This window comes from Aquibium sp. A9E412, from assembly GCF_030398335.1.
Lineage (GTDB): Bacteria > Pseudomonadota > Alphaproteobacteria > Rhizobiales > Rhizobiaceae > A9E412.
The window spans coordinates 52,258-71,069 of record NZ_JAOAOP010000003.1 but is presented as its reverse complement, the minus strand read 5'-3'; the positions used below and the strand labels follow the sequence as shown (position 1 = coordinate 71,069).

General features: G+C 70.7%; 17 protein-coding genes. 15 read left to right on the top strand and 2 right to left on the bottom strand.

The genetic code is table 11. The annotated features are described in order from the left end of the window. Positions 1-142: 142 nt before the first annotated feature. Both N1F89_RS02525 and N1F89_RS02520 read left to right on the top strand, forming a co-directional pair. Positions 143-700, top strand: a complete 558-nt coding sequence (locus N1F89_RS02525; protein WP_290081187.1) for a TRAP transporter small permease subunit — start codon at positions 143-145, stop codon at positions 698-700. Beyond that, entirely contained in the window at positions 700-2,094 is a 1,395-nt protein-coding gene (locus N1F89_RS02520; RefSeq protein WP_290081184.1) for a TRAP transporter large permease subunit, read from the top strand. Before N1F89_RS02525 ends, N1F89_RS02520 begins: the two co-directional genes overlap by 1 nt. Positions 2,095-2,296: 202 nt before the next feature. Here N1F89_RS02520 and N1F89_RS02515 read toward each other — a convergent pair whose 3' ends face one another. Next, positions 2,297-3,385 (bottom strand): TRAP transporter substrate-binding protein, encoded by a 1,089-nt coding sequence (locus N1F89_RS02515; protein WP_290081181.1) that lies wholly within the window; start codon positions 3,383-3,385, stop codon positions 2,297-2,299. A gap of 243 nt (positions 3,386-3,628) precedes the next feature. Here N1F89_RS02515 and N1F89_RS02510 point away from each other — a divergent pair, with 243 nt between their 5' ends. After that, positions 3,629-4,237: an isochorismatase family cysteine hydrolase gene (locus N1F89_RS02510; RefSeq protein ID WP_290081179.1), complete on the top strand. Its 609-nt coding sequence runs from the start codon at positions 3,629-3,631 to the stop codon at positions 4,235-4,237. Positions 4,238-4,246: 9 nt separating this feature from the next. Here the strand turns inward: N1F89_RS02510 and N1F89_RS02505 are convergent, their stop codons facing one another. Then, complete coding sequence (locus tag N1F89_RS02505; protein ID WP_290081176.1) at positions 4,247-5,203, bottom strand: LysR family transcriptional regulator; 957 nt, start codon at positions 5,201-5,203, stop codon at positions 4,247-4,249. A gap of 229 nt (positions 5,204-5,432) precedes the next feature. On the opposite strand from N1F89_RS02505, the gene N1F89_RS02500 reads away from it, so the two are divergent. The 12 genes from N1F89_RS02500 (at position 5,433) to N1F89_RS02445 (ending at position 18,801) form a co-directional block, all read left to right on the top strand. Continuing rightward, positions 5,433-7,001 carry an ABC transporter substrate-binding protein gene (locus N1F89_RS02500; RefSeq protein WP_290081174.1) on the top strand — a complete coding sequence of 523 codons (1,569 nt, stop codon included), beginning with the start codon at positions 5,433-5,435 and terminating at the stop codon, positions 6,999-7,001. 178 nt (positions 7,002-7,179) lie between these two features. Next, the gene (locus N1F89_RS02495) at positions 7,180-7,869 is read left to right on the top strand and encodes an aspartate/glutamate racemase family protein (RefSeq protein ID WP_290081172.1); all 690 of its coding nucleotides are present in this window, start codon (positions 7,180-7,182) and stop codon (positions 7,867-7,869) included. A gap of 22 nt (positions 7,870-7,891) precedes the next feature. Beyond that, positions 7,892-8,773 (top strand): ABC transporter permease, encoded by an 882-nt coding sequence (locus tag N1F89_RS02490; RefSeq protein ID WP_290081169.1) that lies wholly within the window; start codon positions 7,892-7,894, stop codon positions 8,771-8,773. A gap of 12 nt (positions 8,774-8,785) precedes the next feature. After that, positions 8,786-9,730, top strand: a complete 945-nt coding sequence (locus tag N1F89_RS02485) for an ABC transporter permease (RefSeq protein WP_290081168.1) — start codon at positions 8,786-8,788, stop codon at positions 9,728-9,730. A gap of 3 nt (positions 9,731-9,733) precedes the next feature. After that, positions 9,734-10,795 (top strand): ABC transporter ATP-binding protein, encoded by a 1,062-nt coding sequence (locus N1F89_RS02480; RefSeq protein ID WP_290081166.1) that lies wholly within the window; start codon positions 9,734-9,736, stop codon positions 10,793-10,795. Next, on the top strand, positions 10,792-11,844 hold the full coding sequence (locus N1F89_RS02475) for an oligopeptide/dipeptide ABC transporter ATP-binding protein (RefSeq protein WP_290081165.1): 1,053 nt from the start codon (positions 10,792-10,794) through the stop codon (positions 11,842-11,844). Before N1F89_RS02480 ends, N1F89_RS02475 begins: the two co-directional genes overlap by 4 nt. Beyond that, positions 11,841-13,352 carry an aldehyde dehydrogenase family protein gene (locus N1F89_RS02470; protein ID WP_290081163.1) on the top strand — a complete coding sequence of 504 codons (1,512 nt, stop codon included), beginning with the start codon at positions 11,841-11,843 and terminating at the stop codon, positions 13,350-13,352. Before N1F89_RS02475 ends, N1F89_RS02470 begins: the two co-directional genes overlap by 4 nt. Positions 13,353-13,391: 39 nt before the next feature. Beyond that, positions 13,392-14,405, top strand: a complete 1,014-nt coding sequence (locus N1F89_RS02465) for a membrane dipeptidase (protein WP_290081160.1) — start codon at positions 13,392-13,394, stop codon at positions 14,403-14,405. 83 nt (positions 14,406-14,488) lie between these two features. Further along, positions 14,489-15,304, top strand: coding sequence for an ABC transporter permease (locus N1F89_RS02460; protein ID WP_290081159.1), 816 nt, complete (start codon positions 14,489-14,491; stop codon positions 15,302-15,304). A 16-nt stretch (positions 15,305-15,320) separates the two neighbouring features. Next, entirely contained in the window at positions 15,321-16,124 is an 804-nt protein-coding gene (locus N1F89_RS02455; RefSeq protein WP_290081157.1) for an ABC transporter ATP-binding protein, read from the top strand. A 23-nt stretch (positions 16,125-16,147) separates the two neighbouring features. Next, complete coding sequence (locus N1F89_RS02450) at positions 16,148-17,125, top strand: ABC transporter substrate-binding protein (RefSeq protein WP_290081155.1); 978 nt, start codon at positions 16,148-16,150, stop codon at positions 17,123-17,125. Between the two features lie 62 nt (positions 17,126-17,187). Further along, positions 17,188-18,801 (top strand): NAD(P)/FAD-dependent oxidoreductase, encoded by a 1,614-nt coding sequence (locus N1F89_RS02445; protein WP_290081152.1) that lies wholly within the window; start codon positions 17,188-17,190, stop codon positions 18,799-18,801. The last annotated feature ends 11 nt before the right edge of the window (positions 18,802-18,812 follow it).

The following is an 18,812-nucleotide window of genomic DNA, read 5'->3' as shown; positions in this document are numbered from 1 at the left end:
TACTGACGGGCGAGGCCGCACGCCGGTGATTTGCCTTCGGGCAGGACCAACAAGCTGGCAGGCCGCGGGAGGGGAGAGCGCACACCATGACTGGCAGAACGCCGGCGCAGGGACCGCGCGAGCGCGGGGCGAACGAGGCGGAATGCGCGCGCTAGCCCGGCTCGTGGTCGTCATCTCCGGGTTCAACCGGCTGATCGGCAATGTGTTTTCCTGGCTGTCGCTGGCCATCGTCGTGGTCTGCTTCACCGTGGTGGTGCAGCGCTACGTCTTTTCCACCACGCAGCTTTGGATGCAGGACCTCTATGTCTGGCTGAACGGCGCCATGTTCACCGCCGTGGCGGGCTTCGCGCTGCTGCGCAACGACCATGTGCGCGTCGACATCTTCTACCGCCCGGCGCCGGTGCGGCGCAAAGCGCTGATCGACCTCGTCGGCGTGGTGCTGTTCCTGCTGCCCTTCGCCTTCATCGTCGTCTACTACGGCTGGAACTTCGTCGCGCGCGCCTGGCGCATCGGCGAGGGCTCGCCCAATCCCGGCGGGCTCGAAGGCTACTTCATCCTCAAGGCGTTCATCCTGGTGTTCGCCTTCGTCATCGCCATCCAGGGGGTGGCGATGGTGCTGCGCTCGGTGCTGGTGCTGAGCGGCAACGAGCGGCTGCTGCCCGAATCGCTGCGCTACGCCGAGCAGCGGAGCCCGCACTGATGGATCCCGTGCTGCTCGGCGAGCTCCTGTCGGGGCTGATGTTCTTCGCCATCATCGGCTTCCTGATGCTCGGCTTCCCGGTCGCCTTCACGCTGGCCGGCGCATCGCTGCTGTTCGGCGTCGTCGGCATGACCTTCGGCGTCTTCGACCCGTCCAATTTCGGCTCGCTGGCGGCGCGCTACATCGGCTTCATGACCAACGAGGTGCTGGTCGCGGTGCCGCTGTTCATCTTCATGGGCGTGGTGCTGGAGCGTTCCAAGATCGCCGAGCAGCTGCTCCTGACGATGGGCAAGCTGTTCGGCAATCTGCGCGGCGGGCTCGGCATGTCGGTCATCATCGTCGGCGCGCTGCTCGCCGCCTCGACCGGCGTCGTCGGCGCCACGGTGGTGACGATGGGGCTGATCTCGCTGCCGGCGATGCTGCGGGCGGGCTACGATCCGCGGCTGGCAAGCGGCGTGATCTGCGCCTCGGGCACGCTCGGCCAGATCATCCCGCCCTCCACCGTGCTGATCTTCATGGGCGACATGCTGTCGGGCATCAACGCCCAGGTGCAGATGGCCAAGGGCAATTTCGCGCCGACGCCGGTGTCGGTCGGCGACCTGTTCGCGGGCGCGCTGCTGCCCGGCCTGCTGCTCGTCGGGCTCTATCTCGGCTGGATGATCGTGCGCGCCGTGGTGGCGCCGGACTCCTGCCCGGCGACGCCGGTGCCGCCGGAGGAGAAGCGCGCGCTGGCCGGCGAGGTGGCCGTGGCGCTGGTGCCGCCGCTGGCACTGATCGCCGCCGTGCTGGGCTCGATCCTCGGCGGCGTGGCGACGCCGACGGAGGCCGCCTCGGTCGGCGCGGTGGGCGCCATGCTTCTCGCCGCGCTGCGCTGGCGGCTGTCCTTCGCCGTGTTGCGCGAATCCGTCATCGCCACCGCCACCATCACCTCGATGGTGTTCATCATCCTGTTCGGCGCGTCGGTGTTTTCCATCGTCTTCCGGCTGATGGGCGGCGACAATCTGGTGCACGAGTTCCTCACCGGGCTGCCGGGCGGCGTCGTCGGCGCCGTGATCGTCGTCATGGCGATCATGTTCCTGCTCGGCTTCATCCTCGACACCTTCGAGATCATCTTCATCGTGATCCCGATCACCGCGCCGATCCTGCTCGATCTCGGCGTGTCGCCGGTGTGGCTCGGCGTCCTGGTCGGCGTGAACCTGCAGACCTCGTTCCTGACGCCGCCCTTCGGCTTCGCGCTGTTCTACCTGCGCGGCGTGGCGCCCGATTCGGTGTCGACGGCGATGATCTACAAGGGCGTGCTGCCCTTCGTGCTGCTGCAGCTTTTCGCCATCGCGCTGATGTTCCTGGTGCCGGAGCTGGCGACCTGGCTGCCCAACCTGCTCTACGGCTCATAGAGCCGTCCTGCCTTTCACGGGAATGGCAGATCGGCTCCAACGTGTCGTTTTGACGCGTTTCCGGGCGGCGAACCGGGTCCCACTTCGCTTGGAAACGCCTTGACCCCCAGAATGCAGAAAGCCCCGCCGGCGATCGGCGGGGCTTTCCGGAAAGCCGGGGGCCCGGGATCGCTCCCGGGCCCGTCTTGCGTCAGGCCGCGCCTCAGAGCTGGAAGTACTTCTCGCGCGCGCGGATGAAGGGCGCGTCGGTGCTCTCGGTCTTGCGCCGCACCACGGAGAGCGCGTCCGCGAAGCTCTGCGCCGTCTTCTTGGTCAGCGCGTCGTCGGAATCGAGCAGCTCCTGGATGATCTCCTTGGCCGCGGCGGCGCCGGCCTCGAGAATCTCGTCGGGGAAGGAGCGCACCTGCACGCCGTGCTCGTTGACCAGCGTCTCGAGCGCACGCGGATCGTTGGCGGCGAAGTCGGCCGCCACCGCGTCGTACTCGGCCTGCGCGACGTCGCGGATGATCGCCTGCAGGTCGGAGGGCAGCTCCTGGTACTTGGCCTTGTCGACGACGAGCTCGGTCGCCAGGCCCGGCTCGACGAAGCTCGGGAAGTAGTAGTTCTTGGCGATCTGGTAGAAGCCGAGCGCCAGGTCGTTGTAGGGGCCGACGAACTCGGCCGCGTCGAGCGTGCCCGACTGCAGCGCCTGGAAGATCTCGCCGGCGGCCATGTTGGTCACCGAGGCGCCGAGCTTCTCCCACACCTGGCCGCCGAGGCCGGGCGTGCGGAAGCGCAGGCCCTGCACGTCGGAGACGCCGGTCAGTTCCTCGCGGAACCAGCCGCCGGCCTGCGTGCCCGTGTCGCCCGACAGGAAGCCCTGGACGCCGAACTGGTCGTAGATCTCGTCCCAGACCTCCTGGCCGCCGAGATAGCGCACCCAGGCGGTGAGCTCGCGCGAGGTCATGCCGTAGGGCACGCCGGTGAAGAACGACAGGCCGCGGCTCTTGTTCTGCCAGTAGTAGGCGGCGCCGTGGCTCATCTCGGCCGAGCCCTCGATCACCGCGTCGAGCGACTGCAGCGGCGGCACCAGCTCGCCGGCGGCGTAGACCTGGATGGTCAGCCGGCCGTCGGAGGCGGCGGTGATGCGGTCGGCCAGGCGCTGCGCGCCGACGCCGAGGCCGGGGAAGTTCTTCGGCCAGGTGGTGACCATGCGCCAGGTCTGGTTGCCCTGCGCGATGGCCGGCGCGGCGAGCGCGGCGGCACCGGCGCCGGCCAGACCGGCTTTCTTGAAAAAGGAACGTCGATCCATCGAATGTCCTCCCGAACAGGTTCGCTGTTGCAACCCGCCGGCCCGCGGCCGGCGGGTTGAGGCGACGCGCTTGCGCGTGTCCTCTGCAGCCGGCGGTATAGTCAGCGGCCGGCGATGGCAAGTGTCACGAGTGGTACAGAGCGGGAAAATCGGCTGGCAAGCGCGGCCGGCCCGGCGGCTTCCGGCGACGGCGCCGCGGTGCTATCGCCAGGCATGGCCCGCACCGCAACGGAGATGCCCCGCATGATCGCAACCAGCCGCCTCGCCGTCCTCGCCCTCGACCTGCAGAACGACATCGCCCATCCCGACGGCAAGCTGTCGGCGTCGGGCTCGGCCGCCCAGGCGGCCGAGCGCGGCGTGCTGGCGCGCGCGGCCCGCGTGCTCGAAGGCGGCCGCGCCGCCGGGCTGCCGATCGGCCATGTGCGGGTCGCCTTCCGGCCCGACTATCACGACCTGCACAGCCGCTCGCCGCGCTTCGACGGCGTGCGCCGCGCCGGCGCGCTGCAGATCGGCACCTGGGGCACCGAATTCTGCGACCCGGTGGCGCCGGCCGAGGGCGAGGTGGTGTTCACCAAGCAGTCGGTCAATCCGTTCCTGACGACCGGGCTCGCCAACTGGCTCAACCGGCGCAACGTCGAGGAGATCGTGCTGTTCGGCGTGGCGACCAACCAGGTGGTCGAGGCGACGGCGCGGCACGGCGACGACATCGGCCTTTCCGTCACGGTGCTGGAGGATTGCTGCGCGGCCGGCAGCGCCGAGATGCACGCCTTCGCGGCCGAGCGGATGCTGCCGATCTTCGCCCGCGTCACCGGCTCGCAGGCCTTTCTGGACGGGCTTTCCGGCAGCGCCTGAGGGGGCGGCTCAGGCCGGGTCGAGCACCTCGATCAGGTCGCCGTCCTCGTGCCGCAGCAGCGCCTGCTTGAGCAGGCCGACGAGCTGCTCGGTCGCCGGCGTCGGGGCGCGGCCGCGCCGCCGGATGAAATAGACCGTGCGCCACACCGTCGGCTCGACCAGCCGGCAGAAGCGCAGCGTCGCGTCGGCCGGCGGCGCCGACAGCGCCGGCGTGGTCGTCACGCCGATGCCGCTTTCCATCAGCGCCCAGAGCGTCGAGTTGGTCGACACCTCGTAGCGCGGCGCGCGCACCGAGGCGGGCGGGTCCGGAATGCTGCCGAGCAGCGGCGCGGTGGCGGTGTCCGAGCTCAGGCCGATGAACACCTGGGTCTCCAGCTCGCGCCAGCGCACCGGCGCATCGCGCGCGGCGAACTCGTGGTTGCGCGGCACCAGCAGGCCGAGCTCGTCGCGGAAGAAAGGCACGAATTCGAGCTCGGGCTCGTCGGCGTCCTTGCTGCCGATGCCGAAGTCGACCTCGTCGCGCTGGATGCGGCGGCGCACGTCGGACGAGTTGCCGTCGCGGATGCGCACGTGCAGCGTCGGGTTCTGCGCGGCGAGCCGGGCGAGCACGCCGGGCAGCAGCTTGGTGGCGACCGAATGCACCGCGGCGACGGCGATGCGGTTGCGCCGCTGCCGCGCCGTGGCGCGGATGTCCATCACGGCCAGGTCGAAGTCGGCCAGCAGGCGCTCGGCGGTGGGCAGGAAGTCGAGCGCCTCGGGCGTGAGCTGCACGGTGCGGGTGGTGCGGTCGAACAGCCGCGCGCCGACGATGTCCTCGAGCTGGCGGACGATCATCGTCAGCGCCGGCTGCGAGACGTGCAGGGCGAGGGCCGCGCGGGTGAAGCTGCGATGCCGGGCCACCAGCAGAAACGCGCGCAGATGCCGTATCGTCACCGTGCCGGCGGCCGATGCTTCTGGTTGTGCCATGCCCACCTGCCGTTGAGTCCTGCCCACCCTTCGTTGCATTGATAATTCATATTGATAAATAGGCAAGATTTTAAAATTTGATTATGTAACGCGCCCCCTCTCATAGTGTTTCCGTCCGCTGCCCGCCGTCGCCCGGCCGTCCCGTGCGCAGCGCGCGGCAGGATCAGGAAAAGAGAAAAAGGGGAATGCCATGATCATGACGCCCGCCCTCCGGTCCCGGCTCGGGGCCATGAGCGTCGCCCTCGTCGCGCTCGCCGCACCCGTCTCGCCGCTCTTCGCCGAGGCGCATGCCGCATCCGTGACGATCGGCTCGGAAGGCGCCATCCCGCCGCTCGATCCGCACCGCACCAACGGCACGGTGGGCCTGCGGGTGATCGACGCCGTCTATGACGGGCTCGTGCGCGAGGACCTGTCGAAGGCGAGCGACACCGCGCCCGAGATCGTGCCGGCGCTGGCGTCCGACTGGTCGGTCTCCGAGGACGGCCTGACCTACACCTTCACCATCCGCGACGGCGTCACCTTCCACGACGGCACGCCGCTCGACGCGGCCGCCGTGCAGACCAATTTCGACCGCCTGATGAACGAGCAGGCGGCGGTGTTCGACGAGCGCGCCAGCGGCAACATGTCGTTCCTGACGCGCTGGATCGACGGCACCGAGGCGACCGACGCGATGACCTTCGTCATCCGGCTGAAGGAGCCGTTCTCGGGCCTGCCGCGCCTGCTCAGCGACCGCCGCATGTCGATCGTCTCGCCGGCCGCGCTGGAAGCCAATCCGGGCGACGAGCTCGGCTTCAACCCCGTCGGCACCGGGCCCTTCCAGCTCGACACCTTCGCCCAGGGCCAGACGCTCGAACTGACCCGCAACGACGGCTACTGGCGCGCGGTGCCGGAGATCGAGGAGCTGGTCTTCCGGCCGATCACCGATCCGACGGCGCTCGCCATCGCCATGCAGACCGGCGAGATCGACGTTATCCCGAGCGCCAGCGCCGAGCAGGTGGCGCAGCTTTCCGGCCAGCCGGGCCTCGCGGTGCAGTATCCCGATCCCGCCAACGCCTACTTCATCCGCCTCAACACGCAGGTCGCGCCGACCGACGACAAGACCTTCCGCCAGGCGCTCAACTATGCCGTCAACCGCGAGGCGATCGCCGCGCTGTTCGGCGGCCAGGCCGCGCCGGCGGCAAGCCCGGTGCCGCGCGGCAACGAGATCGCCGAGGAGGCGGGCGAGGCGATCGCCGGCTACAGCTACGATCCGGAGAAGGCCAAGGCGCTGATCGCGGAGGCCGGCATCGACACGCCGGTGACGCTCAACATCCTGTCGCCCAACAGCGGCCCCGGCTTCGGCCTCGCCACGCAGCTCATCACGCTGGTGCAGCAGGACCTCAAGGCCGTCGGCGTGCAGATCGATCCCGAGTATCTCGAGTTCTCGACGCTGCTGTCGACCGAGCGCGGCGGCTATCCCGACGCCTATCACGGCTCCTACAACGGCTGGACCACCGGCGCCGACAGCGCCTACTGGCTGGAGCGCATGTTCAGCGGCGCGCAGCAGCCGCCGAACGGCGTCAACCGCGGCTGGTACGAGAACGAGGCGGTCGACGAGGCCTTCCGCCAGGCGCGGCAGGAGACCGACGCGGCCAGGCGCACCGAGCTCTATGTCGAGGCGGCCGAAAAGATCACCGCCGACGCGCCGTGGATCTTCCTCTACCAGGATCGCCTGCCGCGCATCGTGCGCGACAGCGTCAACGGCATCGAGCCGGCGGGCTCGGTCTATATCGACTACGCCCGCCTGTCGGTCGAGTAGCGCGTGGCGCGCCATGCGCGGCCCCGGCCCCGCATGACGCGAGCGCGCACCCGGCTGGTGAAACGGCCGCTCCGTGCGTCCTTCCCGGACGCACGGAGGACGGGCCGGCGGCCACAATCAAACTCGCAAACGGAGGACTAGGATCATGATGTTGGGGTGGCGTGCCCGGATCGGGCAGATGCGGCCGGCAACGGCCATCGAGGGCGCCGAGGAATGGCGCTCCGTGGCGCCGACCGGCGTTGCCTTCGCCGACGCGCGGACGATCGTGCCGCGGGTCGACGAGGCCGGGCTCAAGGTGATGATGGGCCAGGTGCTCGAGGCGGCGCGCCAGCTCGCCACCGCCAAGGTCGACCTGATCGTGCAGTGCGGCGCCCCCGGCACCTTCCTGCGCGGCGCCGGCCACGACGAGGAGGTCGTCGCCGAGATCGAGAAGGAGACCGGCATCCCGGCCATCACCATGATGGCCGCGATGATGGACGGCCTGAAGGCGCTCGGCGCCAGGAAGGTGGCCGTCGGAACGATCTACACCGACGAGGTCAACGCCCAGATGACGCGCTACATGGAGGCGCAGGGCTTCGAGGTCGTCGCGATGGGCGGGCTGCAGATCACCGATCCGTTCGAGGCCAGCGTGCACGACGCCGACAGCGCCTACCGGCTCGGCCGCGACGTCTTCCGCCAGGCCGGTAGCGCCGACGCCATCCTGATCTCCTGCGGCACCTACCGCACCTTCCCCGTCATCCCCTACCTGGAGATGGACACGGGCGTGCCGGTGGTGACCAGCAACCAGGCGACGCTGTGGCGGGCGTTGCGCTATCTCGGCCTGCGCGACGTCATTCCCGACCTCGGCAAGCTTTGGACCGTGGCCTGAGGGCCGCACGGGGGAGGGAGCGATGAGCGAGGCGAGACCCCTGGTGCGCGGTGTGCCGATGCTGCTTTCGGGCGTCGGCCGGCTGTTCGCGAACGGCAGCCTGGCCATCGGTCTCACCATGGTCGTGGCGGTCGTGCTGGTGGCGGCGTTCGCGCCGCTGCTGGCGCCGCACGACCCGTTCTTCGCCAATCCGATCGAGCGCTACCTGCCGCCGCTGTCGGAGGGCTACCTGCTCGGCACCGACGAGCTCGGCCGCGACATCCTGAGCCGGCTGATCTACGGCGCCCGGCTGGCGCTGCTCGTCGCCGTCGTGCCGACGGTCATCGCGCTCGTCATCGGCGGCGCCATCGGCCTGTTCGCCGGCTATCTCGGCGGCGCCTGGGACAGCGTGGTGATGCGCGTCTTCGACGTGATGTTCGCCTTCCCGGGCATCCTCCTGGCGCTCGGCGTCAGCGCCGCGCTCGGCCCCGGTCTCAACTCGATGATCATCGCCATGGTGGTCGTCACCATTCCCGCCTTCGGCCGCATCATCCGCGGCGTCGTGCTCGGCGTGAAGGAAGAGCTCTACGTCGAGGCGGCAAGGGCGCTCGGCTACGGCAACATGCGCATCGCGCTGCGCCACGTGCTGCCCAACGTGCTGGCGCCGGCGCTCGTCTACGGCACGCTGCAGACCGGCCGCAACGTCATCCTGGCCGCCAGCCTGAGCTTCCTCGGCCTCGGCCCGCAGCCGCCGACGCCCGACTGGGGCCAGATGCTGAGCGGCGGCCGCATGGCGCTCGCCACCGCCGCGCACGTCGCCACCATTCCCGGCCTCGCCATCGTGTTCCTCGCGATCGGCTTCAACCTGCTCGGCGACGGCGCGCGCGACCTGCTCGACCCGCGCACCCGGCGCGACCGGCTCTGAGGGAGACGCGGCATGTTCACCTTCGTCCTCAGACGCGCGCTGCAGACGGTGCCGGTGGTGCTCGGCGTCACGCTCGCCACCTTCCTGCTGTCGCAGATCATCCCCGGCGATCCGACCGACGTTCTGCTCGGGCCCGGCGCCTCGGACGAGGCGCGCGAGCGGCTGCGCACCGCGCTCGGCCTCGACCGCTCGATGGTCGTGCAGTACCTCTACTATCTCGGCAATCTGGCGCAGGGCGATTTCGGCCAGTCCTTCACCTTCGCCCGGCCGGTCATCGAGGTGCTGGCCGACCGCATGGCCAACACCGCGCTGCTCGCCTTCGCCGCGATCGCGCTCGCCTCGGCGGCCGGCATCGCGGCCGGCACCTGGGCGGCGGTGCGGCCGGGCTCGTTGCGCGACCGCGGGCTGACCGTCGGCGTCCTGTTCCTCAACAGCATGCCCTCCTTCTGGCTCGGCCTGGTGCTGATCCTGATCTTCGGCCTGCATCTGCGGCTGCTGCCGGTCAGCGGCATGTCGTCGGGCGACGGCGGCCCGCTCAACCTGATGGCGCACATGCTGCTGCCGACCGTGACGCTGGCCGCCTGGTCGCTCGCCGCCATCGCCCGCATGACGCGCTCCTCGCTGCTCGAGGTCATCAACAGCGACTATGTGCGCACCGCGCGCAGCCGCGGCGTCGGCGAGGCGCGGATCGTGCTCTTCCACGCGCTGCCCAACGCGATGCCGGCGGTCATCACCGTGATCGGCATGCAGATGGGCTTCCTGCTGAGCGGCGCTGTGCTGACGGAGACGGTGTTCTCGTGGCCGGGCATCGGGCTGGCCATGTACCAGGCGATCTCGACGCGCGACATCCCGCTGATCCAGGGCGGCATCCTCGTGCTGGCGCTGGCCTTCGTGGCGATCAACTTCGCCGTCGATGTGCTCTACGCCTACTTCAACCCGAAAATTAAGCTGGCCTGAGCGATGAACGCGATCCCCACCCGCCGTTCCGAGCCGAGCCGGCCCGTTCTCGAGGTCGAGAACCTGCGCGTCAGCTACGGCAGCGCGCAGCGACCGATCCACGTCGTCAACGACGTCTCCTTCTCCGTCCGTCCCGGCGAGGCGCTCGGCATCGTCGGCGAATCGGGCTGCGGCAAGAGCCAGACGATGCTCGCCGTGCTGCGGCTCTTGTCGGGCTCCGGCCGCATCACCGCCGGCCGCGCGCGCTTCGAGGGGCAGGACCTGGCCGCGCTGTCGGCGCGCCAGATGCGGCGCATCCGCGGCCACGGCCTGGCGCTGATCTCGCAGGACGCGCTGTCGGCGCTCAACCCGTCGATGCGCATCGGCGCGCAGATGGCCGAGCCGCTGGTGCGCTACGACGGCATGAGCCGGGGCGACGCGCGCAAGCGCTGCATCGAGCTGCTCGAGATGGTCGGCATCCCGGGCGCGGCGACGCGGCTCGCCGCCTATCCGCACGAGCTGTCGGGCGGCATGCGCCAGCGCGTGCTGATCGCCATGGCGATCAGCGGCAACCCGAAGCTGCTGATCGCCGACGAGCCGACCACGGCGCTCGACGTGACGATCCAGGCGCAGATCCTGCGGCTGATCGACCGGCTGCGCCGCGAGCTCGGCATGGCGCTGGTGCTGATCACGCACGACCTCGGTGTGGTCGCCGGCGTGTCGGACACGATCGCCGTCATGTATGCCGGCCGGGTGGTCGAGACGGCCGAGACCGACCGGCTGTTCGAGACGCCGCGCCACCCCTACACGCGCGCGCTGCTCGATTCGATCCCCAAGCTCGACGCGCCGGCCGACCGGCGCCTGCAGCCGATCGCCGGGCTGCCGCCGGATCCGCTGCGGCCGCTGTCGGGCTGTCCCTTCCATCCGCGCTGCAGCCATGCCGAGCCGCGCTGCACCGACGGCCTGCCGGCGCTGGAGGCCAAGGAGCCGGGCAGCGGCCACCTGATCCGCTGCGTCATAGATCCCTGGCGGGCCGCGGCGGCCGGCGGGCGCACATCCGGTCTCACGGGGGCGAGCCGGCCATGACCACCACGCGCAACGCCATGCCGCAGGCCGGCGACGAGGGCATCGTCGTCGACGGGCTGAAGGTGCAGTTTCCCATCCGCAGCGGCGTCTTCCGCCGGCAGACCGGCATCGTGCGCGCCGTCGACGGCGTCTCCTTCGACATTCCGGCCGGCACCACGGTCGGCCTGGTCGGCGAGAGCGGCAGCGGCAAGACGACGACGGGGCGGGCGCTGCTCGGCCTGGCGCCGGTCAGCGGCGGCGGCGTGCGCATCTTCGGCGAGAGCCAGGCCGAACTCGCCGCCCGGCCGGGCGCGCTGCCGCGCACCTGCCAGCTCGTCTTCCAGGACCCGTTCGCCAGCCTCAACCCGCGCATGACCGTGGGCGCCGCGCTGTCGGAGGTGCTGGCCGTGCACGGGCTCGCCGGTCGCGAGGAGCGGGCGCGGCGCGTGCAGACGCTGCTCGACGGCGTCGGGCTGCGGCCGGAGATGGCCGACCGCCACCCCGTCGAGCTGTCGGGCGGCCAGCGCCAGCGCGTCGCCATCGCCCGCGCGCTGGCCGTCGAGCCGCGCTTCATCGTGCTCGACGAGGTGGTGTCGGCGCTCGACGTCAGCATCCAGGGGCAGATCCTCAATCTGCTGATCGACCTGCAGCGCGAGCGCGGCCTGACCTACCTGTTCATCACCCACGACCTCGGCGTCGTGCGCTACGTCTCGCAGCGCATCGTGGTGATGTATGGCGGCAAGGTGATGGAGACGGCGCCGCGCGACCGGCTGTTCAGCGTGCCGCATCACCCCTACACGCACGCGCTTCTGTCGGCCGTGCCGCTGCCCGACCCGAAGGCGGAGCGGGCGCGCGCCCGGCTCGACGTGCGGTCGGAGCCGCCGGACCCGGCGGCACCGCCGCCCGGCTGCCGCTTCCAGCGCTCGTGCCCCTTCGCCACCGATCTGTGCCGCAGCGAGGAGCCGCCGCTCAGGCCCGTCGCCGCGGACCACCTGGCGGCCTGCCATCACATGGAACGGCCCGAGGTGCGCCAGGCGCTGACCACCGCGACCCAAGGAGTTTCCGCATGACACACGCCGCCGGTCTCGCCGACCGTCCCAAGGGCAGCGACGGGCTGCCCGTCTTCACCTCGCACGTCGCCGGCCGCACGGTCGAGCCGGACGGCGAGGCGGTGCCGCTGGTCGATCCGGCGACCGGCCGCACCTGGGCGCATGCCATGGTCTCGCCGGCCGCCGCCGAGGCGGCCGTTGACGGCGCCGCCGCGGCCTTCGCCGCGCCGGCCTGGCGCGAGACGACGGGCGCCGAGCGGGCGGTGCTGCTGCGCGCGCTTGGCGACCTGATCGCCGCCAACGCCGAGGAGCTCGGCCGGCTCGAGACGCTGGCCAACGGCAAGCCGCTGCGCACGACGACCGGCGAGATGCGCGCGACGGCGCGCTGGTACCACTTCTATGCGAGCGTCATCGAGACGCACAGCGACCAGCGGCGCGAGCTGTCGCGCAGCGCCGACGCGCACATCCTGCGCGAGCCGCTCGGCGTGGTGGTGGCGATCACCCCGTTCAACGGCGCGCTGTCGCTCGGCTCGTGGAAGGTGGCGCCGGCGCTGGCGGCCGGCAACGTGGTCATCCTCAAGCCGCCGGCGGACACCCCGGCCTCCTCGATCCGGCTCGCCGAGCTGGCCCTCGAGGCCGGCTTTCCGCGCGGCGTGCTCAGCACGGTGATCGGCGACGCGGCGATCGGCGAGCGGCTGGCGACGCACCCGGCCACCGCGATGGTCAGCTTCACCGGCAGCACGCCGGCCGCGCGCCGGCTCGGCGCCAAGGTGACCGGCGAGATGAAGCGCTTCGTGTGCGAGGCGGGCGGCAAGTCGGCGCACATCGTGTTCGAGGACGCCGATCTCGACTCCGCCGTCATCGCGGCGACCCAGGGCGCGTTCTCGGCCACCGGCCAGACCTGCGTCGCCGGTTCGCGGCTGCTGGTGCATGCCAGCCTCAAGGATCGCTTCCTCGACAAGTACCGCGCCGCGATCGCGCGGCTGCGCATCGGCGATCCGACCGCCGCGGAGACGCATATCGGCCCGATCGCCTCGGCCCGGCAGCTCGCGCGCATCCGCGGCTTCGTCGAGGAGGCGCTCGACGGCGGCGGCCGGGCAGCGATCGGCGGCGCCAGCCCGGCCATGGAGGGCGCGCTCGCCGGCGGCTTCTGGTTCGCGCCGACCGTGATCGACGGCGTCGGCCCGGACATGACGATCTGCCGCGAGGAGGTGTTCGGCCCGGTCGTCGCGCTGCAGACCTTCGACGGCGAGGACGAGGCCGTGGCGCTGGCCAACGGCGTCGACTACGGCCTGGCGGCCGGCTTCTGGACGCGCGACGTCGGCCGCATCCGCCGCGTCGGCCGCCGCCTGCAGGCCGGCTCGGTGTGGGTCAACACCTACCGCGCGATCGACATGCGCGTGCCGTTCGGCGGCTACAAGCAGTCGGGCCTCGGCCGCGAGAACGGCCCCGAGGCGCTCGACGAGTTCACCCAGATCAAGGCGATGGTCGTCGAGCACGCAGCCGCGGCCGACCCCTTCGCCTACTGATTTCAAGACAACAGACGTGCAAGAAGAAAGGACCAGCCGATGAGCACCCCAAGCGCTCAGCAGGGCCGCGCGCCGATCGTCATCGACGCGCTTCAGTACAACAAGCCCGAGAGGGAGCGCTTCCTCGAATGGCGCAAGGGCAACGTGGCGTGCGTGCACGTCACCCTGGCGATCTGGGAGAGCGCGCGCGAGACGCTGTCGGCGATCGGCGAGTGGAACCGCCTGCTCGAGGAGAACGCCGACCTGATCGCGCTCGCCACCACGGCCGAGGAGATCGAGGCGATCGCCGCCTCCGGCCGCACCGCGATCGTCTACGGCTTCCAGGACACCTCGCCCTTCGAGGACGACATCGAGCTGATCGAGATCTTCCACAAGCTCGGCGTGCGCATCGTGCAGCTCACCTACAACGTGCAGAACCGCATCGCCTCGGGCTGCTGGGAGCCGGACGAGAACGGCGTGTCGCAGTTCTTCGGCAAGACCGTCATCGCCGAGATGAACCGGCTCGGCATGCTGATCGACGTGTCGCACTGCACCGAGCGCAGCTCGCGCGACGCCATCGAGCTGTCGTCGCGGCCGATCGCCATCACGCACGCCAACCCGTCCGCCTTCGTCGGCACCGACATCGAGCTCAACCGGCGCAACAAGTCGACCGAGCTGATCAAGCGGCTGGCCGAGCGCGACGGCGTGATCGGGCTCAGCATGTATCCCAAGATCATGCGCGACGGCTCCGACTGCACGCTCGACACCTTCATCGACATGGTCGCCTGGACGGTCGACCTGATCGGCGTCGACTATGTCGGCATCGGCACCGACTACTATGACGGCTGGCCGGAAAGCCAGATCAAGTGGTGGCGCGCCGGTCGCTGGTCGCGCGAGAGCGCCGTGCCGATCAAGGGCTTCTCGCGCTGGCCGTCCTGGTTCCAGTCGCCGGTCGACTTCCCCACCATCCTCGAGGCGCTGGAGCGCAAGGGCTTCTCGTCCGAGGAGGTCGAAAAGATCGCGGGGGGCAATTGGCTGAGGCTCTTCCGCGAGAGCTTCGTTCCGATGCAGTAGGGCGGCAGTCGCCGCATCGCGCCATGCGAGCCCCCGCACGGGTCGTGCGGGGGCGGCGCCCGACTGAACCCGGAGAGAGGATGATGAGCGAGACGCAGACCCTGGCGCGCCCGTCGCGCGCCACGGAAATGATACGCAGCAACGCGCGGGCGCTCTACCCGCTCCTGTCGCTGCTCCTGATCGGCCTGGCCTGGCAGCTCGGCGTCGTGCTGTTCGAGCCGGCGCCCTACCTGCTGCCGTCTCCGGCCTCGGTGTTCACGGTCATCGTCGCGCAGTTCGAGACGCTGCTCTACCACACCGGCATCACCGCCTTCGAGACGACGCTCGCCTTCCTTCTGTCGATCGTCGTGGCGGTGCCGCTCGCCTTCGCCATCGCGCGCTACCGCTGGTGCGAGAACATGGTCTATCCGCTGCTCGTGATGAGCCAGGCGATCCCCAAGGTGGCGCTGGCGCCGCTGGTCATCGTGTGGCTCGGCTTCGGGCTCGGCACCAAGGTGATGATCGGCGTGCTGGTCGCCTTCTTCCCCGTGGTCGTCAGCACCGTGGTCGGGCTGAAGAGCGTGCCGCAGGACATGGTGCATCTCGGCCGCTCGATGGGCCTGTCGGAAGCGGAGATCTTCCGCAAGATCTATCTGCCGGCCTCGCTGCCGAGCATCTTCGGCGGGCTCAAGGTGTGCATCACGCTGGCCGTCGTCGGCGCGGTGGTCGGCGAGTTCGTCGGCGCCGACCGCGGGCTCGGCTATCTCATTCTTCTGGCCAGCGGCCAGCTTCAGACGGCGCTGATGTTCGCCGCGCTGTTCTTCCTGGTCATCATCGGCGTGGTCAGCTTCGCGCTGGTCCAGTGGGCGGAGCGGGCGCTGATGCCGTGGCACAGCTCGGTGCGCCAGGACGCGGCCTGAGCAGCGGGAGGCAACAATGGGCAAATCGATTTCCATCGACCGCGTCGGCAAGACCTACGGCACCCTCGAGGCGCTGTCGCCGACCAGCTTCGACATCGCCGAGGGCGAGTTCGTGTCGATCGTCGGGCCGAGCGGCTGCGGCAAGAGCACGCTGCTGCGGCTGATCGCCGGCCTCGACCTGGCCAGCCGCGGCACCGTCGCCATCGCCGGGCGCACCGTCGACAAGCCGGAGACCGATGTCGGCATCGTCTTCCAGCGCCCGGTGCTGCTCGACTGGCGCTCGGTGATCGACAACGTGATGATCCAGGCCGAGGCGCGCCGGCTGCCGCGCGAGGCCTATCTGCAGCGCTCGCGCGAGCTGCTCAAGGCGGCCGGGCTGGACGGCTTCGAGACCGCCTATCCGCACCAGCTCTCCGGCGGCATGAGCCAGCGCGTCAGCGTCTGCCGGGCGCTGGTGCACGATCCGTCGCTGCTTCTCATGGACGAGCCGTTCGGCGCGCTCGACGCGCTGACGCGCGACCAGATGATGATCGACCTGCAGAAGCTGTGGCTGCGCTCGCGGCCGACGGTGCTGTTCGTCACGCACAGCGTGCAGGAGGCGGTGTTCCTGTCCGACCGCATCATCGTGATGGCGCCCCGGCCGGGCCGGGTCGACGCGACGCTGACGGTCGACCTGCCGCGGCCGCGCCGCCTGGCGATGCGCGGCGCGCCCGCGTTCAACCGGCTGGTCGACGACATTCTCGCGCGCTTCCAGCGCATGGGGGTGCTGAGCGACGACGCCGACCAGACCGAAGAGGCCGAGCGGGCCCCGGTGCAATGACTTCGTCAACGGAGGAGAAGAGCATGAGCATGACACTGCGCAGACTGGCGGCGGCACTCGGCGCCTGCGCCCTGACCGTCGGGCCGGCCGCGGCGGCCGACCAGATCAGCCTGCGGCTCGACTGGAGCTGGTGGGCCGGCCAGACGCCGATGCTGGTGGCCGAGGAGAAGGGCTTCTACGACGAGGTCGACCTCGACGTCGACATCCAGCAGGGCCAGGGCTCCAAGACGACGACGATGGTCGTCGGCGAGGGGCGCGACCCGATCGGCCATGCCAGCCTGTCGACGGCGGCCCAGTCGATCTCGGCCGGGGTGCCGATCACCGCGGTCGCCGGCTTCTGGCAGAGCGGCCCGATCTCGCTGATCTGCATCGGCGACGACGTCGAGACGCCGGCCGACATCGTCGGCAAGCGCATCGGCTCGACGCCGACCGGCTCGGACGGCCAGATCCTGCCCGCCTTCCTCAAGGCCAACGGCATCGACAGCGACGACATCTCGCTGGTCAACATGCCCGGCGACGCCAAGTTCGCGGCCGCCGCCTCGGGCCAGCTCGACTGCCTGAGCGGCGACGACTACTACTACGCGCCGCAGCTCGAGGCGCAGGGCAAGCAGGTCTCGGTGCTGCGCTACGCCGACTGGGGCGTCACCAACCTGGCCTTCGGCATCGTCGTCAACAACGACTTCCTGGCCGAGAACCCGGACGTCGTGCGGCGCTTCGTGACGGCGACGCGCAAGGGCGTCGAGTACACGCTCACCAACAAGGACGAGGCGGTGTCGATCTTCCTCGACAAGACCGGCAACACGCTGCCGGAGGACTTCCACAAGGGCATCCTGGCCGCCTACGAGGCGTCGCTGCACACCGCCAACACCGAGGGCAAGCCGCTCGGCTGGATGGCCGAGGAGGACTGGGACGCGATGAACGCCACGCTCGAGGCCTATGGCGGCATGAGCGGGCGCAAGCCGGCCGAGACCTACTTCAGCAACGACCACCTGCCGCAATGAGGCCAGCGGACCGGGGCGGCACGCCGTCGCCCCGGTCCGCCGCCCGCAGCCTGGACACCGACATGCAAAAGCCAAGCGAAGGTGCGGCCGGCCGCTACGACGCCATCATCGTGGGTGGCGGTCACAACGGCCTGGTCTGCGCCGCCTATCTCGCCAAGGCCGGGCTCAAGGTGCTCGTCGCGGAGGCGCGCGACACGCTCGGCGGACCGTGCGGAACCTACGAGTTCATGCCCGGCTACCGCTGCGCCATCACCAATTCGCCGGGTTCCTTCGAGCCGCGCATCGTCGCCGAGCTCGAGCTCGAGCGCTACGGCCTGCGCTTCGAGCGCGCCGACCCCACCGTGGTGCACGCCTTCCCCGGGCGCGCCTTCATCGGCTGGCGCGACCGCGCCGCCGTCGCCGCCCAGCTCGACGCCTTCGCGCCGGGCGAGGCGGCGCGCTATCAGGAGCTGCTCGGCCGCCTCGAGACGCTCGCCCGGCATCTCGGCGTGTCGCTCTACGAGCCGGCGCGCGGGCTGGCGGCGATGGCGCGCGACCTGCCGGCCGAGCAGCAGCGGCTGTTCGAGCAGGTGGTCATGGGCAGCCTGCGCGAGCTGCTCGACGGCGCGCTCGTCTCCGACCAGGCCAAGGCGCTGCTCGGCATGGTGGCGCTCAACGCCACGCTGGCGCCGCCGTCGGCACCGGGCACCGCCATCGGCCTGATGCTGCGGCCGATCTCCATGGCCTCCTCGCCGCCGGCCGCCGCCGACGACCCGCGCGGCGTGGCGCTGCGCGGCTCGACCGGCTTGCCGGTCGGCGGCATGGGCGCCATCATCGACGCCATCGAGGCGGTGTGCCTGGCGCACGGCGCCACGGTGCTGCGCGAGACGCGCGTCGCCCGCGTGCTGCACGACGGGGAGCGCGCCAACGGCATCGTCACCGCGGCCGGCGACAGCCACCACGCACCGGTGGTGATCTCGGCGATCAACCCGAAGACGCTGTTTGGCGACCTGGTCGACGACCGGGCGGTCGGCGCGGCGCTGCGCCGCGAGGCGGCCGCCGTGCCGATGCGCGGCTCGGCCTTCAAGATCGCGCTGGCGCTCGACGGCCTGCCGCAGTATCGCGGCCTGCCCGACGGCGTCGGCGCGGCGGCCATCGCCGGCAGCCAGTTCCGCATCGCCCACTCGCTCGGCTACATCGAGCGCGCGGTCGCCGACGGGCTCGCCGGCATGCCGTCGCAGGGACCGATCATGTGGGGGCTGATCCCGAGCGTCACCTCGCCCGGGGTGGCGCCGCCCGGCCGCCATCTGATGAGCATCAACGTCTGGCACGCCCCCTACACGCTGCGCGAGGGCGACTGGTCGACGGAGACCGAGCGCTTCGGCCGCCACTGCATCGACGTTCTGGCCGCGTTCATGCCCGACCTGCCGGCGCGCATCGTCGACCACCGCTTCATCGGGCCGCGCGAGCTGGAGGCCGAGCTCGGCCTCGTCGGCTCGCACATCACCCATGGCGACATGCTGCCCGGCGCGCTCATCGGCGCGCGGCCGCACCCGGCGGCCGACGACTACCGCACGCCGCTCGCCGGGCTCTATCTGAGCGGCGCCGGCACCTGGCCGGGCGGCTACGTCACCGGCCTGCCGGGCCACAACACCAGCCGCGCCGTGCTTGCCGACCGGCAGGCCGCGCACCAGTGATAACGGAGACA

Bases quoted from the DNA above. Each gene is read 5' to 3' on its own strand.
- N1F89_RS02525 (WP_290081187.1), top strand. From the start codon at position 143: ATGCGCGCGCTAGCCCGGCTCGTGGTCGTCATCTCCGGGTTCAACCGG.
- N1F89_RS02520 (WP_290081184.1), top strand. From the start codon at position 700: ATGGATCCCGTGCTGCTCGGCGAGCTCCTGTCGGGGCTGATGTTCTTC.
- N1F89_RS02515 (WP_290081181.1), bottom strand. From the start codon at position 3,385: ATGGATCGACGTTCCTTTTTCAAGAAAGCCGGTCTGGCCGGCGCCGGT.
- N1F89_RS02510 (WP_290081179.1), top strand. From the start codon at position 3,629: ATGATCGCAACCAGCCGCCTCGCCGTCCTCGCCCTCGACCTGCAGAAC.
- N1F89_RS02505 (WP_290081176.1), bottom strand. From the start codon at position 5,203: ATGGCACAACCAGAAGCATCGGCCGCCGGCACGGTGACGATACGGCAT.
- N1F89_RS02500 (WP_290081174.1), top strand. From the start codon at position 5,433: ATGAGCGTCGCCCTCGTCGCGCTCGCCGCACCCGTCTCGCCGCTCTTC.
- N1F89_RS02495 (WP_290081172.1), top strand. From the start codon at position 7,180: ATGCGGCCGGCAACGGCCATCGAGGGCGCCGAGGAATGGCGCTCCGTG.
- N1F89_RS02490 (WP_290081169.1), top strand. From the start codon at position 7,892: ATGAGCGAGGCGAGACCCCTGGTGCGCGGTGTGCCGATGCTGCTTTCG.
- N1F89_RS02485 (WP_290081168.1), top strand. From the start codon at position 8,786: ATGTTCACCTTCGTCCTCAGACGCGCGCTGCAGACGGTGCCGGTGGTG.
- N1F89_RS02480 (WP_290081166.1), top strand. From the start codon at position 9,734: ATGAACGCGATCCCCACCCGCCGTTCCGAGCCGAGCCGGCCCGTTCTC.
- N1F89_RS02475 (WP_290081165.1), top strand. From the start codon at position 10,792: ATGACCACCACGCGCAACGCCATGCCGCAGGCCGGCGACGAGGGCATC.
- N1F89_RS02470 (WP_290081163.1), top strand. From the start codon at position 11,841: ATGACACACGCCGCCGGTCTCGCCGACCGTCCCAAGGGCAGCGACGGG.
- N1F89_RS02465 (WP_290081160.1), top strand. From the start codon at position 13,392: ATGAGCACCCCAAGCGCTCAGCAGGGCCGCGCGCCGATCGTCATCGAC.
- N1F89_RS02460 (WP_290081159.1), top strand. From the start codon at position 14,489: ATGAGCGAGACGCAGACCCTGGCGCGCCCGTCGCGCGCCACGGAAATG.
- N1F89_RS02455 (WP_290081157.1), top strand. From the start codon at position 15,321: ATGGGCAAATCGATTTCCATCGACCGCGTCGGCAAGACCTACGGCACC.
- N1F89_RS02450 (WP_290081155.1), top strand. From the start codon at position 16,148: ATGAGCATGACACTGCGCAGACTGGCGGCGGCACTCGGCGCCTGCGCC.
- N1F89_RS02445 (WP_290081152.1), top strand. From the start codon at position 17,188: ATGCAAAAGCCAAGCGAAGGTGCGGCCGGCCGCTACGACGCCATCATC.